Consider the following 21784-nt stretch of genomic DNA (forward strand, 5'->3'; position numbering starts at 1 on the left):
TTTTGAAACATTCGAAAATGCTTCGGCTCAATGAATTCTGATTACATTATGCAGACTCGGAAGAATCTACATCCTGTTTGTTACATATTGCTATGAACACTCATCACTTACGTGATTCAGAAAATATTGATAATAATTTTGATTGCCACCTAAGTGACAATTTCGATTAACTCAACACCTGTGAGTGTCCACACAGATTACTTGATAAATTGTTAAAGAGCGGACTCGGTAACTAGCGCTAGACGCCTTGTTCCGTGTCAGTGGTTGCGCATTATAGGGAAAACATTTTTTCCCGCAAGTGCTTTTATTAATTAATTTAAAAAAAACCAACCAAAAGCGTACTTTTTGAACGTTTAGAGTTAAAAATCATCATTAAACGTTCATTTTGCATTTTTATGACAGTTTTAAGAGCAAACTTTTACTACTTGGTTAGCTCAGTAAGGTAATTAGGTACATCCGCAATGCTATCTACAACTACTGTCGCAAGCTCAATTCCTGCTTCATCGACAATTTTGCCGCTTCGTACCAATATAGCGGTATTAATACCAGCAGCTTTTGCAGCGCGAATATCGTCAGCTTTATCACCAACCATAATAGAGTTAGCCATATCAATTTTTAAAAACTTTGCAGCATCTAATAACATGCCAGGTTTAGGCTTACGACAATCACAATCTTGTTTGTAATCCCCGATGCCTTTAACTGGATGATGTGGACAATAGTAGATACCATCTAAATCGACACCTTTATCTGCAAAGTTCCAATCCATCCATTCTGTTAAATGGTGAAAATCATCTTCTGAATACATTCCACGCGCAATACCAGACTGATTAGTGACAACAACGATCTTGTAGCCCATTTCTTTAAATGCTAAACAAGCTTCGAAAACGCCCTCTATATACTCAAAGTCATCGACAAGGTGAACATATCCCTTATCAACATTAATGACTCCGTCACGATCTAAAAAAACGGCTTTATCCACGATACCACTCCAAAATTCTTTATTATTGCGATTATCCCATTACTGAGAAAATTATGCACTTGTATTATAAAAGGAACATTTTTTACTGTTGTACTTTATAATGCGTGCAGTAAAGGTTACCCTTCCGTAGATATTTTGTGACACTTATATAAGAAGTAATGAGTCAAATAAAACCAATAATTCATAAAACACGCACTCAGGCGGTTGTTGAAGTACTTAGAGAACGCATTTTGTCTGGTTATATAAAAGCAGGCGAACCTCTAAGACAATCAGCTATTGCTGAGCAGCTCAATGTAAGCCGTATTCCGGTACGTGAAGCATTAGTTCAACTAGAAGCCGAGGGCTTAGTTAAATTTGAAGCCCATAAAGGTGCAACTGCGACTGAACTTTCTGTAGAGCAAGTCACAGAATTATTTGAATTAAGGGTTATGATTGAAACAGACTTACTTGCAAAGGCTATTCCTAACTTGCAAGAAGAAGACTTCGATAAAGCTAACAAAGTACTAGCTCAATTAGAGTCGGCATTAAAGTTACAAGACTCCGTGGCAACATGGAGCGAACTCAATACTCAGTTTCATACCTGTTTATACGAAGCCGCGAACAAACCACATACACTCGAAGTCGTCCATGGATTGAACACTAATTGCGATCGTTATATTCGTTTGCAGCTATTATTAACCGGTGGGATCCCAACTGCGGAAAAACAACACCGCGAATTATTCGAGTTATGCAAAAACAAAGATATCGATAAAGCGACCCAGCTTTTGCGAGAGCATATTTTACATGCCGCAAAAGCGATAAAAAAATTAGTTATTCAACAAATCGATGAATAACACTATTTTAGTGTCGTTTTAGAAACAATTTAATTTTTATTTGAGAGATAAACACATGCAGTATGCTCATATTACCGGGTGGGGAAAATGTGTCCCACCAGCAAAGTTGACCAATGACGACTTAGCCACCTTTATGGAAACGTCAGATGAGTGGATTAAAACTCGTACTGGCATCAGTGAAAGACATATCAGTCATGTGAACACATCTGAACTTGCCACTGTTGCTGCGCAAAATGCATTATTAGCTGCAGGCATTGATGGTAGTGAATTAGATTTAATCATTCTTGCTACAGCAAGTCCTGATACGCTTATTCCAAATATTGCTTCTACTGTCCAAGCTAATGTTGGCGCAACCTGTGGCGCATTTGATATCAATGCTGCATGTAGTGGTTTCTTATATGCCCTTGGTATGGGTAGCTCTATGATAAAAAGCGGCCAAAACAAGAAAATTTTGGTGATAGGTGCTGAACGCTTATCTTTTTATTTAGATTGGTCTCGACGTGAAACTGCAGTCTTATTTGGTGACGGCGCAGGCGCAGTTGTGATTGAAGCAAGTAATGAACCTGGTGGCGTATTAGGCTATGAGCTGAATAATGACCCAGCTGCACGTGACATTTTATCTTCGGGTTTTGGTACTCAGATGGATCGATTTGACTCATCGTCTTTAGATTTCTTTATCAACTTAAATGGTCAAGAAGTCTTTAAACGTGCTATTCACGGCATGGGCGGACTCAGTGCTAAGGTACTGGAAAACTGCAACATGAGCAAAGAAGATGTTGACCTTGTGATTCCACATCAAGCTAACGAACGTATTATTGATACCTTAATTAGCCGCATGAAAATTCCAAAAGAAAAAGCTTTTGTTAACATCGCTAATTATGGCAACACATCTGCAGCGACGATTCCAATCGCGATTTGTGATGCATTAGAACAAGGTCGAATGACCTCTGGTCAAACAATTTTATCTTGTGCATTTGGCGCTGGACTTACATCAGCTGCGTTACTGCTAAAATGGGGCGATCGCACAACCCCAATCAATGCGCCAACAGCTGAGCTTCCACCATGTGAAGTGTCGGCATTAGAGTTGATTAAACCTGCTGTGGATTTCTTTACTAATCGTAAGTAGTCGCTACAGCGGTTTTCAATAATAAGAAACCAGCTTAATGCTGGTTTTTTTTTATACCCAAAAACCTTCAACTTCGCATTAGAAAATTCACTCATATTGATATAAATTCTGCAGCAGACAACGTATTAATGTCGCCAATGGAATTAACTTGTGCAACAAACAATTCAGCACAAGCCAATGCATCTGTCAGTGCATCATGTCCTGAATATGTCGGTAAACCATAGCGCTGCCTACAGGCATCTAAACGCAAACTCCCCTCTTTCAATACATCATGTTGACGCAGTAATCGCTGTTTCTCTAGTGCCAGCGTATCGATAAAAGGAAGCTTTATAGCTCTACCGTTGGTTTTATATAAATGGGATTGTAAAAAACCAATATCCATGGGCGCATGGTGTGCCACGAGTAAATGTCCTTTGGTTTTCTCAACAAACCATTCCATGGCTTGGGTTAATGTTAACGCGCTAGATAAATGATGATCAACAATACCGTGTACCGCAGCACTTTGACCGACACTGCCGTCAATATTAATCATGATCTGCTGCGCTTTGGCTAATGGAATCGATAATGGCATTAAGCTTGGCTCAATGGGAACGATACCAATACTGATGATTTGGTCTTGTTGAGGATCGAGTCCTGTCATCTCAAGATCGATAGCCATTAATGGTGCTGATGTTATTGGCTTATTAATCACACTCAAGTAAGCCTGTTGGTATTCAGATAACAGATCACTTTGGCCAAATATTTCATAATACAATCGCGCTTTTAGCCATAATTCGTTCACAGATTAATAGCTCCGCATAAATTTCATTCGCAAACCAGATTGCGCATCATGAACCACTTTAAAGGCATCCCGTAGTTGGTGCCGTATAAGCGAAGACATCTGTTGAGGCTTTAAGTAATTCGTCACATCTTGCTGACTGGTATATTGTTCGCCCTGATTAGCAAGGCGCATATGTGCAATAAATTCATGCGCATCTGCAAGGTTTAACGCATCTTTACGATTAATAATATTCGCGTCCATCAAAGCCCGAATACGCTTTGGGGTATTCACTTCAGTTATCCCAGCACTTAATGCATACACGCGAGCAATATCATTAATTAACGCGACGCCTTTATGCTTTAAGTCCATCCCTTTTACTTCACTACCATCACGCTCAAGTACGAATTTTCTAAAGAAGCCTAATGGCGGCGATTCAACCAAAGAGTTACCCGCCATTCCAGCAAGGAAAATGTCATTATCTTTAGTGCGCTCAAGCACATGGTTTTGCAATTGCTCGAATAAGTTTTGAGGGCCATACACCGCACGCATATCAAAAAAGATACTTGCATGCATCAATGCCTTAGGCTCAGGTGCATTTAACCAACTTTCGAAATGACGCTGCCATTTATCAAGTGATAATCGCCATTTCGGGTTTTGCGCCATAATATCGCCTGGGCAATAAATATAGCCACACTTATCAAGACCTTCACACACAGCATGGGATAAAGCATTGAAATAACCTTTAGCATGTTCATCGGGTTCATGAGCAAGCAGTAAACCATTATCTTGGTCGCTACATGCAGCTTGATCTTGTCTACCTTGAGAACCAAAAGCTAACCAACAAAAAGCCATTGGCGCTGCACCTAGTATTTGCTGGTTTAGAATGATCAAACGTCGAGTTAACGCATCCGTTACCGACGTTAATACACGGCCAACTTCTTCAGCCCTTGCATCGGCACTGATCAGGTTTTGCAGTAATACTGGGATTTGTTTACTGACATTAATCAAACTATCAATATCTTGCTGTCTTTCAATTTCCCCAATGAGCAATAAAGGTTGCGAGCTTTGACCACGCAGAATATCGGTACTGGTCAGCATCCCAACTGCAGGCGCTTCAGTGTTATCATCAATGGGGTTTTCTGCCATGATAGGTAAATGGTGTATTCCATGCTCACTCATTAAAAGCATCGCTTCAAACACTAATGCGTTTGCCGATAGCCTTTTAGGATTAGTTGTCATTGCTTGATGCACTGCTAAACTGCCATCGAAACCTTCAGCTAATACACGGTTACGTAAATCTCTATCAGTTAAAATGCCAATTAATTTATGATTATCTATCACTAGTACTGATGACACTCTTGCAAGACGCATTTTTTTAGCCGCATCGCTTACACTGGCATGGCAATCAATCGTTAAGGGATCAACTGACATCAGGCTATTAACCCGATTGGTAGTGGTTAAGTCTTTGGCTTTAAACCTCGCTTGGTGACGCATTCTTTTTGCAAATGCACGATTAAAAAACCGATCAAAGACTCTGCTTTCACTTCTTAAATAATTGAATGTGTCTGGATCAAGGTGATAAACAAGACTATCTTCTAGAATTTGCACCTGATTACTGACTTTTTCACCTGACAACAATGATGGAAAACCAAAGTAATCACCTTCGCCTAACCTATCAAGCAATTCCCCCTGCTCATCTCTGACTTCAAACGCACCACTTCTGACGATGTATAATTGCGGGTGACTTTCATCTAAAGGTACGACTTTGCTCGTTTTACTGTAATAGCCGATGGTTAATTGCTGGCAACACCTGACTAAACTTGAATCGGAGAGTGAATCAAATGGCACTAATGCGGAAATAAACTGTTGTATTGGTTGAAGCTCGCTATCATCTTTCATATTAGCCTCATCAGAAAACTCAATTTGTCAGGGTATTGATAGACCTTGTTATATTGAACTATACGGAATTGTTTAATTGAGCACTATTCGACTTAAGGTTAGTGATAAGGTTAGTGATAAGGTTAGAGATAACAAGTGCGATGTTATGAATAATCTTCAAGTTTTCAAAAACAAAAAGAGCGCCGAGGCGCTCTTTTTAATGAGTGAGTATTATCAACTCAGGCATCATGATTAATGATCTTGTGCTTCACCTGATCCTTTAGGGAAACGAATAGATTCAACCATTGCAACCACATCATCAGGAATTTTCTTAGTCACTTTAGTCACTGCAAATGCAACACCAAAGTTAATGAACATACCGACCAAACCAAAACCTTCTGGTGAGATACCTAAGAACCAGTTATCGCTAACGTTGGCACTTGGATTAACAAACTTAAAGTAAATAATATAAGCCGCGGTACAAAATAGACCAGACAACATACCGGCAATCGCGCCTTCTTTATTCACTGTTTTAGAGAAGATACCCATGATAATCGCTGGGAACAGTGATGATGCAGCAAGACCGAATGCAATCGCCACCACCGCAGCCACAAATCCTGGAGGATTAATCCCAAAATAACCCGCCATTACAACACCTAAACCAGCGGCAATACGGGCGTATTTCAGCTCCTCTTTATCAGAAATATCTGGCATTAAATTCTTCTTCAATAAATCATGTGAGACTGAAGTTGAAATAACCAATAACAAACCTGCTGAAGTTGAAAGTGCTGCCGCTAAACCACCCGCTGCAACCAGTGCAATAACCCATGCTGGTAAAGAGGCAATCTCAGGCGTCGCTAGTACCATGATATCGCGGTCAATCTTCATTTCATTGGCATCGCCATTGGTGTAATAGATGTTACCGTCACCGTTTTTATCATCCCAAGTAATTAAACCTGTTTTTTCCCAGTTCTTAATCCACTCAGGCGCAGCCTCATAAGATACACCTGTAGAGTCTGGTCCATTAATGGTTTCAATCATATTTACACGAGAGAAAGCCGCTAGAGCAGGAACAGTAGTATACATAATAGCAATAAAGACTAATGCCCAACCCGCTGATACACGTGCATCTTTCACACGAGGTACAGTAAAGAAGCGAACAATAACGTGAGGCAAACCAGCCGTACCAAACATTAATGCACCCGTGATAAAGAACACATCAATCATGCTCTTTGAGCCTTCGGTATACTGGGCAAATCCAAGCTCTGCCGACAATCCGTCGAGCTTATCAAGTAAGTACACCCCCGTGCCATTACCTGCGGCATCCACCATTTCAGCACCAAAGCCGATTTGTGGTAAAATATGACCTGTCATCATCACTGAGATGAAAATTGCTGGCACCATGAAGGCGAAAATCAACACACAATATTGAGCAACCTGCGTGTAGGTAATTCCTTTCATGCCGCCTAATACCGCATAGAAGAACACCACAGCCATACCAATATATACGCCGGTTTCTACATCTACCTCTAAGAAGCGGGAGAACACCACACCTACGCCACGCATTTGACCTGCAATATAAGTAAAACAGATAAAGATGGCACACATGACAGCAACTGTACGTGCAGCTTGTGAGTAGTAACGGTCACCGATAAAGTCTGGCACAGTAAACTTACCAAACTTACGAAGATAAGGAGCCATACATAGCGCTAGCAGAACATAACCCCCCGTCCAACCCATTAAATAAACTGAGCCGTCATAACCTGTAAAAGACACAATACCTGCAAGCGAGATAAATGATGCCGCTGACATCCAATCGGCTGCCGTTGCCATACCATTCATTACTGGTGGAACCCCACCACCAGCAACATAGAATTCTTTAGTTGAACCAGCACGAGACCAAATGGCAATACCGATATATAGGGCAAATGTGACCCCAACAATGAGATAAGTTAACGTTTGAACATCCATGATTTATTCCTTAGTCTTCGTGTACGTTATATTTTTTATCTAAAGCATTCGCTTTCGCTACATACACAAAAATTAGTGCAACAAACACGTACATGGCACCTTGTTGTGCAAACCAAAATCCTAATTTAAACCCCATAAAGGTAATTTCGTTTAGTACGTCCACTAATAAAATGCCGCACCCAAAAGATACAAACGCCCAAATTGCGAGTAGTTTTAAAACTAGTCGTAAGTTTTCGCTCCAATATCCATTTGCCTTGTCTTCATTTTCAAAAGCCATTGTGACTCCCCTGTGCTAATTATTTTTAAAGTCGATAGTTAATCTAGCAACTCAAAATGTGACGACAATCACGACCTTAGTCTATAGAGGCAAATACCACTTAAAACTGAATCCCACATAGTGCAATACATTCAACAGCTTACGCCAATTTAACCAATGATTTACAAATGTAATGACTTAGCTCGGTTTAGACCAAGGTCGAATTAGAAAAGTGATAAAAAGAAGATAAACAGCCAACTACTGGATGAATCAGATGCCCTGCCTAAACAGGTTTATAGCCTGAGGTCACTGTAAAGTACGGTACGGAAATGGATGCTAGTATTAGGGTTATCATAGTTAAAGATGGGAAAGGAGTGTGTTAAGTCATCACAACTGTGAGTTGGAAAATTTCAAATGAACGTAATAACTCGCTCATCATGATGTCTCTTTCAGCGATTAATAAGTGGGAGTAACCCATGTCACTCTCACTCATTTTGAGCTAAATTAAGAAAAGCATTCGTTAATCTAAGTGTTAATCTAAGTGTTAACTTAAGCGTTGACCTAAGCGTTTGCCTATGCGTTGACCTACGACTTAGTCAGTGAGTGGTCAGTCAGTGAAATAATCAGCGAGTTATTCGAATTCGAATTTCGCTGATTTCTTGTTTGAGTATGAGTATGAGTATGAGTTTGAGTTTGAGACTCAATTTCCAGATACTCATTTTATATTCAATCTTAAATGCAATTTTTAGATACAAACTTTTAAGTATCTATGATTAAAATCAGGCTTTATAGCTCGCTTATTTATTCTCCTTTTTGGCTAAGCCTCTGCACTCGAACCCTTCTATTAACCAGCGACGTTTCATACAATTGAAGCAACTTATTAGCTCATCATCAATCATCTCATCTTCATCATCTTCCATGAATTGATCGCAGTGCTTTGCGGCTTGTTGAGCGTGATGGTCATCTTCGTTGGTAAATCGAAATAGCCATTTTCCCTGCTGTTGATAAAACCAGTTTTCTTTATCCGAAAAGCCTTCCACTTTTTCTGACATGACATTCTCACTGTTAATAGTTTTTCAATTGCTGTTTTAATGCATTGCGCCAACTCGGCTCGCCTGTCAATTCATCTCGATGCTGATACACAAGCAGTGCAAACTGGTTATTTTGCAGCACAGCTTTAATTTTTCCGCTCACCAATACTGATTCTTCATCGTTTAACAAAAAGCCATTAAGTTCAATGACCGCATCTAACCCTGTGAGTTTTTTGATTTGATGTACTGATAACATTAGCTCTTTGGTGGAATTTGTTAACCCCACATCAAGTTGGCCTTTTACCCGGCCATCTCGACCAGATAAACGTAGACCAATACCTGCAATAGCACCGATAACGCCTTGACCTGTTCCTCCGTGCTCCGATAAATCGATCCCTAGGTTAGCCGCTAATTCATAAGCATCAGATTTAGTTTTTACTTGCCTCTTTGTTTCAAAGCCAAAGGCCATCAAGCGTTGAATTGCACTCGTAGTTAATAAGCTTTTTTCTATAATAGCCAGCCCAGGATCGGCAGCTAATGCACTTTCAGCTTTTAAATGAATAACACAAATATCTTTTATTTCTGCCAGTGTTAGCGAAGATAAGATTTCAAAACACATCGCACTATTATGAGATGTATAAGGAATATCTGGATGCACAAACAACTGATGACGAGTCACCCATGCTGATGATGAAGTTAACCTCACTTTACCTTCAACATGATCACCTAAGGCCTTTGAGTTCAGTAAATCCATTATTTCTTCAGCAATTTCACCCGTGCCTTTAGTACCAATATCATCGGTATCATCAATACAAATTAACCAAGACTTGATCATTTGTGCGCCGCCTTATTCGTTGTTAATAAATCATGGGCATCTAAACGATTAATAATAACTGGCACCAGCAAAGCTCCTGCTATTGCAAATACACCGCCTTTAACACTACTTAACCCAAATTGAATAAATGCCACTTGCGGATCCATTCCAACCAGTAAATTTTGAATCCAAGATTTGCTCGCCCATGCAATGCTGCCGATAATGGCAAGTAAAATACATCGCCAGCGCAAAGTGAACATATTGGCCATAAAGATTAAAGCTAAATCCATTGCTAATGCTGGCAATGCAAACTTGAGTAATATAAAAGGCCCACCTTTTCCTACACCCAAAATCATCGCCAACATCCCTGTAAGTAAGCCGCATAAGGTCATGCTGCCGACTTTATTTGTCGCACCATAGCAAACGAGATAAAACAGGCTGATTAAGAACATTGAATGACCGGTTAACCCCAGCTTCATTCGCATCATACTTTTTATGGCCACCAATAATGTGGCGCAAAAGCCTATGAATAATGCATTGTGTAACGTGAAGCCTTGCTTCATTGATTAATCCTCTTGAGTGGTAGTAATTAACTTAATGGCCAATGTGTGTGTTTACTGTGCTTATCAAAATGTCTTTGTTGTGCTGATTTAGCGATATGTTTTGACAAGCTCAGCAGTTGAATGAGTAAAGGAAATAACACGCAGCGAACTAGCTCAATCCAATTAATAGGGTTGATTAACTCTTTAGGCATGATTCGAGCGCCGCGTAAGCACTGAATATGATAAATATCTCTCACTTCTTGTGTGATAAACGGTAATAATTTAATCGATGTCGTGATAACAAATGCCCACTTACTGGGCAGGAATAAGCACAAAACTTGACTCATATGCTGCGCTGTTTGTGTACTCGCAAGCCACCAGCTTGGTAGCATGACAAGGATAATCCTTAGCACCACAATTAAGGCTTCAAGTACTCTTTCGCTGCCATAAAACAAAGCATACAAACTGACCGTGATGACAGATTGAATAGCAAATAATTTAACAAGGGGCTTTAATCGCGCTTTACAAATCCAAGCATGTATCATTAAGCCCAAATTAATCACAGCCAAATAACCCAGCTGCTCTGTGGTGACTAAAAAAGCGCTACTGGACAAAACAATACTGAAAATAATCGCAACGCCACAAAGCCAACGTTTTCTTTTAGACTCGGTTAATCTAGCCTTGTAGCTTGATGCATTAGGTGATGTATTAGTTGATACATTACTTAGTGTATTAATCGATTTTTTACCTAAATTCTTGTTCATTGTGATATCAAGGTTGTTGACATCAGAATCGTCGCTTTTAAGGCAAACCCGTTTACTCATAACAGTGCCTTTGTTGTTAATTGACCGTTCTTGATTTGCCAATATTGAGTCAATTGCGCCTCTAAAATCGGTCGATGGCTGGTAATTATGATTGTGCCACCGTGCCTAGCAAAAGCCGTTAACATGCTAATGATATTGGTAAAATATTGTTCATCTAGCCCTGCAAATGGATCATCGAGTAGCAATACTTTGGGCTTTACACACAGCACTGAAGCCAACGCCACTAAATGTTGCTGGCCATAAGAAAGTTTGTGCGGAGACTGAGTCGCTAAATGGCTTATTTCTAATTGTTCTAGTATTTCATTCACTCTCGATAGCGGAAGGTGAAAACGTTTTAAGCTGAACTCTAACTCTTGTCGAACCGTTACCTCAAACAACTGCCTTGATGGCCGCTGCATCAGTAAGCCCAAGTCTTTATTAAAACGGCCAAATTTAGCAGGCTTACCAAAGAGCAAAATATCCGCTTGATTGCTGTCATCAATGCCAGCAATCTGATTAAGCAGGCTCGACTTACCGCTTCCGTTTTCACCAAACAGACCAACTATATCTCCTGCATTTAGATGCAAGGTTTTTCTAATCTCTACCACTGGAGTTTGGTTTTCAAACTGAACTTTTAAGGGGAAAATACTTAACCTATTTTCAATTGCACATACTTCATCAGTAATTAAAGACTGAGTATTGGCAGCGGAGTTAGTATTTGGAACTGAAAAATCTAAGTCAGGTTCACAACATTGGTTCTTGAGAATTGAAGATGCGCTTACCGTATTAATTGAATCAGCTTCGACGTGAGTTAATTGACCTTGTGCTAATAGCCAATAAGTCTGAATGACTTCAGCAAAAGCATCAGCATGATGTTCTGTCATGATCACACTCACTCCTGAATCGACTAAACGCTGAAGCACCAGGTTCAACTCGCTAACCCCAGAGTTATCTAGTTGCGCCCAAGGTTCATCGAGCAAGAGTAAATTAGGATTAAGTACCAATTGCGAAGCCAACATCAAGCGATACTTTTGTCCTAAGGACAGATGACTAACTAAGGTATCTAATGGTAAATCAAGCCCAACAATGGCTAATGCATGTTCCACTAAGCTAAACATTTCATTGACTGAATATGCTAAGTTTTCTAATCCAAAAGCCACTTCAGCGCCAATAGATTCACGAATAAGCTGAATGTTGGGATCTTGCATCACCAAACCTAAACGAAGGTTTGGGTGATGGATGATTTGACCGTCAAAGTCGACATCATTTGGCATTGCTATTAACTGTAACAAGGTCGACTTACCCGCTCCGGTGACGCCCAAAATACAGTGGCACTCACCAGCAGCGACCGTAAGGTCTAGCTGGTTAAACAAGTCAATTGAGGATGAGTGGTGTCGATAACTCACCCCATGCAATGCCAATAGCGACATGAGCTACAGCTGCCAGTTAATACCAACAAAGATCTGTCTTCCTGCTTGAGGCAAGGCTTCACTTTGGTAGTAGTTCACATCGAGTAAGTTTGTCGCACGGATATACGCTTCTAAATTATCTACCATCAACGGTTGAACAATATTGATATCAACTAACGTATAGTTATCAACTTCATTTCGTACGGATATGGTTTCGTCAGCGACCTTTTCACTGGTGTAGTAAATTTGATCTGCAATATACTCAACATTCAAATTTACATTTAAACCAAAATCAAATTGGTATGCGCCCTGAAATCTAAACTGATGTTTTGGTCGGTATTCTAATTCGCTCATGACATCATTATCTGAATCTTCTGAGTCTAAGTAGCTATAAGAGACCGTTAGATCTAGATCATCGAAGTATTCATTTTTAACTGAAAAATCCACCCCTTTAAAAGCGTAGTTACTGATGTTTTGATAAACGCCATCAGCATCTTTAGCAATGTAATTCTCAGCGTCAGTATAGTAACCGGTGATATCCATACTGGTGTTATAGGCAAAACCTTGATTTAGGCCTAATTCAAAATGGGCTGATTCTTCTGGTTCAAGGTCGCTATTACCAGATGATTGAGAATAGAGGTTTCTCAATGAAGCGAAACGTACTTTACGGGCGATACCTGCGTGTAATTTGCTATCTTCTGCTACTCGCCAATAACTAGAGATTTGGGCTGAGTAGTTGGTGTCGTCACCTTCGTCACGTTCCTGACTATGAGCAGCACCACCAATAGTCACACCATAGTGATCATTATGTTGATACTGATACTCAACAGCTAAAGTATTCAGCCAGCCATCTTTATTAAAGTCATCACTTGAGCCAGAACTTGAACCGCCACCAGAGCCACCTCCCGAACCCGAGCCTGAACCCGATCCTGAACCAGAACCACTAGATGCTGTATTAGTGTCGCTTTCAGCTTCAAAGTTTACCGACTCCCAGCTTTGTTTTTCACTGATAATTGAGCCTGTTAATAAACCCGCAGTGTCAAAATCGGCAATCAGTTGTAAATTACCACCTTGAACTGTGGATATGCCGTCTTGAGTTGAAGAAATATCGCTGTAATCACTGCTGATATATGCGGTTTCAAAGACCTGACTCTCATTGTGGTAGCCGTAGCCACGTAACGCTAAAGTATCCGAAAATTTATGGGCGAAACCTAACTGCATGATGGTGCTTTCAAAGTCATCAACACGTTCATATTTTGATTTATTCGTGCCAGAGCCATCGACACTCGGTTTGCCCCAGCTTCCAGATTTATAGTTTAGATTAGCGGTTAACATAGTATCGTCAGAGACAAAGTAGCTGCCTTGGGCATAGAAATTATCCAAGGTTTTATCTGAATTTAAGCGAGTATCACCAGATTGTTCATCTGTGTCTTCTAAATCTGATGACACAGGGAAACCATCTGTTTGCTGACGGTTGTAACTCATAAATCCTTGCCACTTTTCGCCGCTGCCCGCTAAATTGATGTTGCCATTAAAGGTGTCATTTTCAGCAAACTCAATATTGCCAGACACACTCGGCGCACTATCACCTTGTCTGGTGATAATGTTGATCACACCTCCTGCGCCACCAGGACCATACAAGACTGATGAAGGGCCGACTGAAACTTCAACAGACTCTATTTGTGAGGCAGGAATGACACTGGGATCAAACTGACCATCTTCAGCATCATTTGCAGGCACTCCGTTGATAAGATAAATAACATGACGCGCTTTAAATCCACGAATATCGACTCTCGGGGTGCCTTGACCGCCAACTCGTACGTATATTCCGGGTACATTAGCTAACAGCAAATCAAGACTTTGCACACCAGATGCTTCAATCTCTTCTCGGGAAATATTCCAGTGAGTCATAGATGCTTCAGCAGCTGTTGGTCCTTCTCCCTTCACAACAATCACTTCTTGGATTTTTAATAAAGGATCTCTTTCAAAGCTTTCAGCATGAAGGGTAAAGCTCGCTAAAACAGCTAGGGAAAGTATCGAAAAGTGCAGTGGTTTATGCGCAGACTTGATCATATTCATTGTGTAACAACGTCCTAATTGTGCAATCTCATTTGATTGCGAACATTGTTACGTCCACTCAGATAAAGCTCAACAAAGAGGCATTAAAACTACTACAGACACGACAAAAGCTAATAAAATGGAAATTAAAAAACAAAAAAAGGACAAAATGTCCTTTAATCATGTTCAAAAAATAACAAATGCTTAAATAAAGATAATGTAACCCAAACTAATGCATCACTTCATCAGTCCATTCCGTTATCTTTCTATCGATGGTTTTACGAGATATGTTTAAATGTTTTGCCGCAAGTTGTCTATTACCCTGGTAAAGTTTCATAACACGTAATATATGGGCTTTTTCTATTTGCTTAACGTCCCATTCAATAGGGAAAAAGTGTTGATTCCCATTATTCGGTCCATCACTGGCTTTAGCTTCTGTTTGCTGACAATCCGTTTGGGCGCTTTGCTTAAAATATTCATTGGGTAACAAATCCATCAATAAGCATTGTTCTACCGCATTCTTAAGTTGTTGAATGTTTCCCGGCCAGCCATATTCCGTCAGGCTTTGGAAATCTGTCACTCGCCAGCTTTGATAACGATTGAGTAAATCTACTCGACAACTTTCACGATTAGTCATCAATTGATTGGCAAATAACTTGACCAATAGGACAATATCTTCACTACGCTGGTGTAGTAATGGGATTTCTATGGTTAACCCTGCAAGTTTAAAATACAACTCTGATGAAAAGGCACCATTTTGAACGCGCTTTAACAAGGAAGTACAGCTTAAACTCACCAATCTTACTTTGGATTGATTCAGCGGTATCCTGTCTAACCATTGCATCAAGGCAATTTGACCTTCAATTGAAATCTCGTCTAAATGGCCCAGTACAATGAAAGTAATCTCATTATTGTCGCAGATAAGTTCATTATCTAACTTATGTAATAACTCACCTCGACAATCTATATTCACTCGCCTGCTTGGGGTTTGAGATAATAACAGTAGCTGCCTAACAGCCAATTTTTTACCTGTACCTGATTGACCTTCAATCAATACATGACTGCGACTTAAGCTTGCATGGTACAAGTTTGCCTTTAAATCTTGCGCCGCTTTGCTGTCACCGATGCATAAAGACAGTTCAACATTAGGCAGACTTGCGCTAGTTTGTTTCGAGGTAAAACAATCTGAATTTGATAAGGTATTAGGCTGAGTAAGCGCCCAACGTGATAACACACGCTCAAGTTGCGACGTCTGAACCGGTTTATTAATCCAATCTCTTGCACCAACCTGCATCATGGCCAGCAAGTTCTCTGCTTCAAATGTACGGCTTAACACCATGAAGTTTTGGGGATAGATAGGCTCTAGTTCGATAGGAGCTGGTTCTATAGACTTTGGTTCTATAGACTTTGGTTCTATAGACTTTGGTTCTAAAAACTCTGGTTCTATAAAATCTGGTTCGCTTGAATAAGCAACATATGGTGGTTGATGTCTACTTGCTAACACTTTGGCAAATGTGTCAACTTGCTTAATATCAATAATAGTTAAATGAAAATTAAATCGTCTATAACAGACTACCGCTAATTCTACCGTTCTAGCATGTTGAACTAAGCCAAAATACTGAGACAAGGTGGGGGCCATTTTTTGCCATACACTTAAATCCGGCTCTATCACTAAGACTGCTGCATCTAACTTTGCACTTATCACATCTGAAACATTAGCACCAAAGCTATGGTCAGTTAAGTTTGCCTTATTCATTAGCTGGTACCATAAGCATAAGTCATTAAATGAGATCTATTATCAAAAAAGTTTATGCAAGTATCATCTCAAAGCATAGGCTAAATACAAGTAGCAAAAATCCAACATTGCCCACAAATATTAACTTTTGCTGATAAGTTCATTTGCAAGTTAAACGGCAATAATTACACTAACTTATGTCGACCCCATGCCTAACTTCCTAGGAATATTATGCCGATTGATTCCAACATCATTTATATGAGCACTAAGCAAGTTGCTGAATATTTGGATTTAAACGAGAAAAAAGTTTACTCGATGGCAAATCATCGTATTTTACCAGCGACAAAAGTCACCGGTAAGTGGTTATTTCCTAAAGTATTAATCGATAGATGGTTAATGGACTCATGCCATAGCGGTATGTTGTCAGATAGAATGCATATCACTGGCAGTGATGATCCTCTACTGTCGATGTTAGTTGCGCAGTTAATGTCTGAGGGCGACCACCAAGAAATCATCAGTTACAGCTCCACAGGTTCTAAATCAGGTTTAGAGTTACTTTCTCGCGGATATGCCGATGTGTGCAGTATTCATTGGGAAAGCCAACAGGGAAACCGAGACAGTTTATTCAAACTATTAAAAAGTTACCCAAATCATCAGCAATGGATACTCGTCAGTGGTTATGAAAGACATCAAGGTTTGATGGTTCGTAAAGAAATGGCATCACTTTTTGACAGCAATATTGCCGTGCCTGAGCAGCCACTTAGATGGGTTTCTCGTCAAAAAGGTGCTGGTAGTCAACGTCATTTAGAGCATTGGTTAACGCAGCAAAATGTGAATGTCGATACCTTGTTATATACCGCCACCGCGCAATCTGAACGTGAATTAGCGGGATATATTGCTCGAGAGAATGCCGATATCGGTTTTGGCTGTCAGGCTGTAGCAGCAGAAAGTGGTTTACACTTTATTCCCAAGCTCACTGAATCATTTGATTTTGTTATGTCGCAAAGCATCTTTTTTAGACGACAGCTACAAGCCTTGCTGGGATTACTAAACCAGCCACAAACTGCACAACTTGCAAATTTACTATCGGGTTATCAATTAAATAAAAGTGGCGAGCTGCTTTGGCGTGGTCAATAATCAATCGACAGCATCAGGTACATAAATAGCATCACAAACTAAATCATCCTCAAATACTTCAAAGGCTTGTACATGCTGAATAAGGCAGGTAATATTTTTTAGAATAATGAAAAGGATGACTCATTGAATAACAAAAGCCTCAACTCTCAACACCTCGTATTTGCACTTGTTTTAGGTGTGATTGGTTTTATTATCAATTGTTACCCCATTCCTATTTTTGCCAATGTCCAATTGGTGCTTGGTAACACCTTTACAATTATCTCTGCTGTAATTTTAGGTCCTGGATACGCCCTAATTACCGCACTCTTGAGTGCTTCAGGGTTAATGTTCACCTGGGACAGCCCGCACGTCTATTTAATTTTTGGTGTCGAAGCCCTGTTTATCGGCTATTCCCGCAGAAGAGGGGTATATCCATTATATGGTAGCGCTTTATATTGGCTGACCATTGGCATGCCATTGACATATCTTTATATGACAACCTTCAGTGACCTTCCCGACAGTCATATGTTGTTTGCCATAATCAAACAAAGTATTAATGGGCTCATCTACGCGAGTTTAGGTTCGTTATTGATTGTGTTAATCCCTAAGCTTTGGTCAATCAACGGTCAAGGCACTCCCAAAGCACGTCGCTCTTTTAATGGCCAAGTCACCTACTTCATGACTTTGATGTTGACCCTATGTTTACTTATTTCAGCGTTAACCTTTAACTATTTATTTTTAGCAAAGCAGCAAACCTTATTGCAGCGTAACTTAACCGATACCACAGTGCATCTAAGCTCTGCTACCGAGCAGTATATTGAAAATCACAAGAAGGTCATTGAAAACGCGGCAAACTTCCTTAGTTTGGCTAATAGCAATGCCGACTCTTGGCAGCCAATGATAAGTAAGTTACACAGTAATTATCCGAGCTTTATCACCATGTTGATTGCAAATAATGATGCAAAGGTCGTTGCAGGCAGTCCTGGTGCGATGATGTTGGACGAAAATAACCAACTCAAAGATATGTCGATAAAGGATAGAGATTACTTTATTGAATCATTCCACAATCGTCGTTTGTTTGTCTCATCAGTTTTTCAAGGACGCGGATTTGGTAACGATTCCATTGTCGCAATTAGCGCACCGTTTTATAGCGATAATAATAAAATCAATGTTACAGGTATTATCGAAGGCTCATTAGATTTACGTTTCTTTTCCAGTATTGATAATAAGAATACTTTTGGAGATAAAGAGATGCTGATATTGGTGGATGAAAATAATCACATTATTTATGCTACTCCAGAACTTGGATTAACAGAACATCAAGAGTTTCAGTATTCTGATGATAAAGGCAACTATCACACAGCCTTAGACGTGATAAAAATTAGTAATTTCGAATCGACATCACCCGATCATGTCTATGCTAAAAAGCAGTTAAATAATGGCTGGCAGCTTTATGTACTTCAACCTTTATCTCCACTGTTAAAAACGGCAGAAAACCAAATGCTGGGGACATTTATCCTGCTCATCATCTCAATTATATTAACTTCACTCATTTCGAGAAAGGTGTGTAAGCTACTGACAGCCCCATTAGAAATCGTCGCCAATCAATTTGGTGAAATGAGTAATGAGGAATTAAAAAGCCAAGTTGTCGATGAGAACTCATCGAAAGAAGTGTTTAACTTATATCAACGCTTAACCTCAAGTAAACGAGCCTTGTTAAAGCATCAACTTGAGCTTGAAGAAACCGTTGCTATCCGCACCGATGAATTAGAACAAGCCAATCAAAAGTTACTCGCTTTAGTTGAGGAAGATCCACTAACAGGTTTGAAAAACCGCCGTTATGCTGAAGATAAATTTGATGCCTTATTGGACTTTTGTTTACGTGGCGAGCATGCAATAACTATCGTTATTCTTGATTTGGACTTCTTCAAAAAAGTGAATGATACTTATGGTCACCTTGCTGGTGATGAGTGTTTACGTGTCGTCTCTACATTACTTCAAAATGAATTTAAGCGTGATACTGATATTGTATCCCGTTACGGTGGAGAAGAGTTTTTACTTATTTTGCCACTGTCTAACGCACTTAAAATTGAGCAACATTTAAATAATTTCAAACAAAAATTATCTGAGTTGGTTATTACCTCCCCTACAGATAACCAGCAATTTTCAGTCACGACCAGTATTGGTGCTATTACAGCTAATGCGAGTTTTTCCACTGACATCGATGTCTGGATAAAAGTTGCCGATGACAACCTTTATGTAGCTAAAGAGCAAGGCAGGAATAAAGTAATCATTAATGTCGTGAACGATGACACTATTGAGCAGAAGGTGTAATAAACTGTTCCATTTGTTCAATCATATAAGGGTAAAAAGGGTTCCATTTTTGCCTTAACATTTCAGCTGCGGGGATCCCAAATAGGCCTCGCTCCCCCTTAAATATGGCTTGGCCAATTTGAATATGAGGGTTTTGCTTTTGATAATGTGGTCCATATAAAGGATCTAATTCAGGAAACGGCAAAGCCACATGTGATAATGAATAAACGCCTAATGGCCATGCTAAAGGCATCCCATTTTCAGCTTTAACTTCTCCTCCTACGAAGATCCGCTCCTGAACATAATGATCGCGTTCACGATCATTCTCAATCATATTCAGCTGATAATTCATCGGCAAATCAGCCCAAAGTGATGCCATTTCATTAAGTGGATCATTAGTGATTAACTGATGGTTATTGGGGTTACGGTTAATATCAAATACAACTAAACGATGTTTGTTTTCTGGCAGGTACTGATATAAATTCAGGATCACTGCAGCTGAAGAAACCGTATCATCAGCGATAGATTGAAAGGTCAATACAGGCGGGATATGTTGCTTCTGTTCTTGCGTTAGTAATTGGACAATATCAAGGTTACGCTGGGCTAATTGATAAACCACATCACCCGCATTAACTGCAAATGAAGTATATTTAAACGGGTCATATTCAACCGATATACTATTCCAAAATAGCTTTTCATAACCTAATACATTTCCAAGCAATGCTTGCCATTTTGCTCCAGCAGCAATTGGTGCAAGCCCTATCGCTGGCGAGATAAACACCATACCTTGGTAATCGGCTGACTTATTCGATGCAATGCGTTCGAGCTCTAGGTTTAACGCCAGCGCTGCTCCCGTTGAAAAGCCCACGACATATAAAGGTTTACCATTCAGTTTAGCCTTCATATGACTGGTTGCTAGTGCTACTGCGCTCACAAGATCTGGCCAAGTGATTTCAGCCAATCCAGCAGGAATAGTGCCATGTCCAGGCAAGCGTAAACCTAATACATGCGCAGATTGTTTAAACTCTTTTGCCAAATGCGATATAGCATAAGGTGAGTCAGACATACCGTGAATGAATAACACACCAAACTCGGCTTGTTCATTTTGCCATTCAAAAGAACGGTTCCAATTAATGTCCCAAATATTAGGATCTGACAAACTCCCCGACTCGTAACGGTTAATCACTGAAGGTATCTCGGGAATATATTGTTGATAAATTTTGCTATCAAGCTCTGCAAAGAGTTTGTCTTCTAGTGTGAGGTACTCTGTAAAAGTGTTTATACCAGATTGCTGATGAAACTCTTGTGTTAAATGGGTGGTATGCCAAGGGTCTAACTCTGCGCGAGCATTCAGTAACCAAACGATGGCAACCAATAAAGCGATGACACTGCCTATAAAACCGTAAATAGCAAAAAATAATGCATGTTTTGTTGAGCCTATAACAATGGCTTTCATCAATCTGTCCTTGATACTATTTACAATTAAACAACTAAAAATTGAGCTTACTGATATGGCTAATAGTGAGTTATAGTCTAGCTTATATTAATGATAATCTAAGAAAAATGATTGAATTAACAGACAATAATATGACATCAAACCTCTCGTTAGAAAATACCCAATCGACTTGTATCGGTAATAAAAATACTGACATCGCATTTTACTTACCTAACCCACCGACTCTACCAGCCAATATTCACTATGATAACCCGCACTTTATCAAACAAATTATTGAGCTAAACGGCAATCATTGGCGAAAAATTGTCACTATTATGGCTAAAATTACTGCCCACTCTGATTCTGCGGATGCGTGGCGAGAATGCCGAGAAGATCTATTTTTACCATCACCCCAAAAGTTAACCGTTAAATTATTAATCAACCACACCACGCTTAATCCCGATGCAAAGCTGCATATAATTTGTGGTCAGCAGGCGTTAGAGGAATTGCAACAGCACGCTTTGTCAAAGGCTGAGTCATTAAATAATTTCGATATAAACCAAGCTATATTGCACGCTAAGCCAATAGATGAAAAACAAAAAATAATGGCGCATAAGCAGGTACTTATTACGCCATATTTAGATTATCGTCAATTTTCGAATCAACAAATAAGTGTCGTCAGAGATTACATCAACAAGCTGCTTTAAAGGATACTCGTTTAGTCA

At 39.7% G+C, this 21784-nt stretch carries 18 protein-coding genes; 5 read left to right on the forward strand and 13 right to left on the reverse strand.

The window, feature by feature from the left end; translation table 11 throughout:
- Nucleotides 1-421: 421 nt before the first annotated feature.
- A complete protein-coding gene (gene gmhB, locus AB4153_RS10385) occupies nucleotides 422-979 on the reverse strand; it encodes a D-glycero-beta-D-manno-heptose 1,7-bisphosphate 7-phosphatase (RefSeq protein ID WP_248954803.1) in 558 nt (185 codons plus the stop codon).
- A 158-nt stretch (nucleotides 980-1137) separates the two neighbouring features.
- Between gmhB and AB4153_RS10390 the strand changes: the two genes are divergently transcribed.
- Together AB4153_RS10390 and AB4153_RS10395 are read left to right on the forward strand one after the other, a co-directional pair.
- Nucleotides 1138-1812 carry a GntR family transcriptional regulator gene (locus AB4153_RS10390; protein WP_102528394.1) on the forward strand — a complete coding sequence of 225 codons (675 nt, stop codon included), beginning with the start codon at nucleotides 1138-1140 and terminating at the stop codon, nucleotides 1810-1812.
- 55 nt (nucleotides 1813-1867) lie between these two features.
- On the forward strand, nucleotides 1868-2938 hold the full coding sequence (locus AB4153_RS10395; RefSeq protein WP_371997316.1) for a ketoacyl-ACP synthase III: 1071 nt from the start codon (nucleotides 1868-1870) through the stop codon (nucleotides 2936-2938).
- 91 nt (nucleotides 2939-3029) lie between these two features.
- Here the strand turns inward: AB4153_RS10395 and AB4153_RS10400 are convergent, their stop codons facing one another.
- The 11 genes from AB4153_RS10400 to AB4153_RS10450 form a co-directional block, all read right to left on the reverse strand.
- Nucleotides 3030-3719: an exonuclease domain-containing protein gene (locus tag AB4153_RS10400; protein ID WP_371997318.1), complete on the reverse strand. Its 690-nt coding sequence runs from the start codon at nucleotides 3717-3719 to the stop codon at nucleotides 3030-3032.
- 3 nt (nucleotides 3720-3722) lie between these two features.
- Entirely contained in the window at nucleotides 3723-5597 is a 1875-nt protein-coding gene (locus tag AB4153_RS10405) for a DUF294 nucleotidyltransferase-like domain-containing protein (protein ID WP_371997319.1), read from the reverse strand.
- A 231-nt stretch (nucleotides 5598-5828) separates the two neighbouring features.
- Nucleotides 5829-7547: a sodium:solute symporter family protein gene (locus tag AB4153_RS10410; RefSeq protein ID WP_102528397.1), complete on the reverse strand. Its 1719-nt coding sequence runs from the start codon at nucleotides 7545-7547 to the stop codon at nucleotides 5829-5831.
- A gap of 10 nt (nucleotides 7548-7557) precedes the next feature.
- Entirely contained in the window at nucleotides 7558-7824 is a 267-nt protein-coding gene (locus AB4153_RS10415) for a DUF4212 domain-containing protein (protein WP_102528398.1), read from the reverse strand.
- Between the two features lie 776 nt (nucleotides 7825-8600).
- Nucleotides 8601-8855 (reverse strand): hypothetical protein, encoded by a 255-nt coding sequence (locus AB4153_RS10420; protein WP_371997321.1) that lies wholly within the window; start codon nucleotides 8853-8855, stop codon nucleotides 8601-8603.
- 13 nt (nucleotides 8856-8868) lie between these two features.
- Nucleotides 8869-9666 carry a DNA-binding protein gene (locus tag AB4153_RS10425; RefSeq protein WP_229368907.1) on the reverse strand — a complete coding sequence of 266 codons (798 nt, stop codon included), beginning with the start codon at nucleotides 9664-9666 and terminating at the stop codon, nucleotides 8869-8871.
- On the reverse strand, nucleotides 9666-10211 hold the full coding sequence (locus tag AB4153_RS10430) for a core component of ECF transporter (RefSeq protein ID WP_229368806.1): 546 nt from the start codon (nucleotides 10209-10211) through the stop codon (nucleotides 9666-9668). The genes AB4153_RS10425 and AB4153_RS10430 overlap by 1 nt, the downstream gene beginning before the upstream one ends.
- Before the next feature lie 26 nt (nucleotides 10212-10237).
- The gene (locus AB4153_RS10435) at nucleotides 10238-11014 is read right to left on the reverse strand and encodes an energy-coupling factor transporter transmembrane component T (protein WP_371997322.1); all 777 of its coding nucleotides are present in this window, start codon (nucleotides 11012-11014) and stop codon (nucleotides 10238-10240) included.
- Complete coding sequence (locus tag AB4153_RS10440; protein WP_102528401.1) at nucleotides 11011-12423, reverse strand: ATP-binding cassette domain-containing protein; 1413 nt, start codon at nucleotides 12421-12423, stop codon at nucleotides 11011-11013. Before AB4153_RS10440 ends, AB4153_RS10435 begins: the two co-directional genes overlap by 4 nt.
- A gap of 3 nt (nucleotides 12424-12426) precedes the next feature.
- Entirely contained in the window at nucleotides 12427-14481 is a 2055-nt protein-coding gene (locus AB4153_RS10445) for a TonB-dependent receptor plug domain-containing protein (RefSeq protein WP_371997324.1), read from the reverse strand.
- 208 nt (nucleotides 14482-14689) lie between these two features.
- The gene (locus AB4153_RS10450; RefSeq protein ID WP_371997326.1) at nucleotides 14690-16216 is read right to left on the reverse strand and encodes a helix-turn-helix domain-containing protein; all 1527 of its coding nucleotides are present in this window, start codon (nucleotides 16214-16216) and stop codon (nucleotides 14690-14692) included.
- Between the two features lie 210 nt (nucleotides 16217-16426).
- Here AB4153_RS10450 and AB4153_RS10455 point away from each other — a divergent pair, with 210 nt between their 5' ends.
- Nucleotides 16427-17332 (forward strand): helix-turn-helix transcriptional regulator, encoded by a 906-nt coding sequence (locus AB4153_RS10455; RefSeq protein ID WP_102528403.1) that lies wholly within the window; start codon nucleotides 16427-16429, stop codon nucleotides 17330-17332.
- 123 nt (nucleotides 17333-17455) lie between these two features.
- A complete protein-coding gene (locus tag AB4153_RS10460) occupies nucleotides 17456-19645 on the forward strand; it encodes a diguanylate cyclase (protein WP_371997327.1) in 2190 nt (729 codons plus the stop codon).
- Here AB4153_RS10460 and AB4153_RS10465 read toward each other — a convergent pair.
- Nucleotides 19626-21080, reverse strand: coding sequence for an alpha/beta hydrolase (locus AB4153_RS10465; RefSeq protein WP_371997329.1), 1455 nt, complete (start codon nucleotides 21078-21080; stop codon nucleotides 19626-19628). The two genes, AB4153_RS10460 and AB4153_RS10465, sit on opposite strands and share 20 nt — an antisense overlap.
- A gap of 107 nt (nucleotides 21081-21187) precedes the next feature.
- Between AB4153_RS10465 and AB4153_RS10470 the strand changes: the two genes are divergently transcribed.
- On the forward strand, nucleotides 21188-21766 hold the full coding sequence (locus AB4153_RS10470) for a DUF6942 family protein (RefSeq protein ID WP_371997331.1): 579 nt from the start codon (nucleotides 21188-21190) through the stop codon (nucleotides 21764-21766).
- Nucleotides 21767-21784 lie beyond the last annotated feature (18 nt).

It is taken from the genome of Shewanella sp. 10N.286.52.E4, from assembly GCF_041468785.1.
Lineage (GTDB): Bacteria > Pseudomonadota > Gammaproteobacteria > Enterobacterales > Shewanellaceae > Shewanella > Shewanella electrodiphila.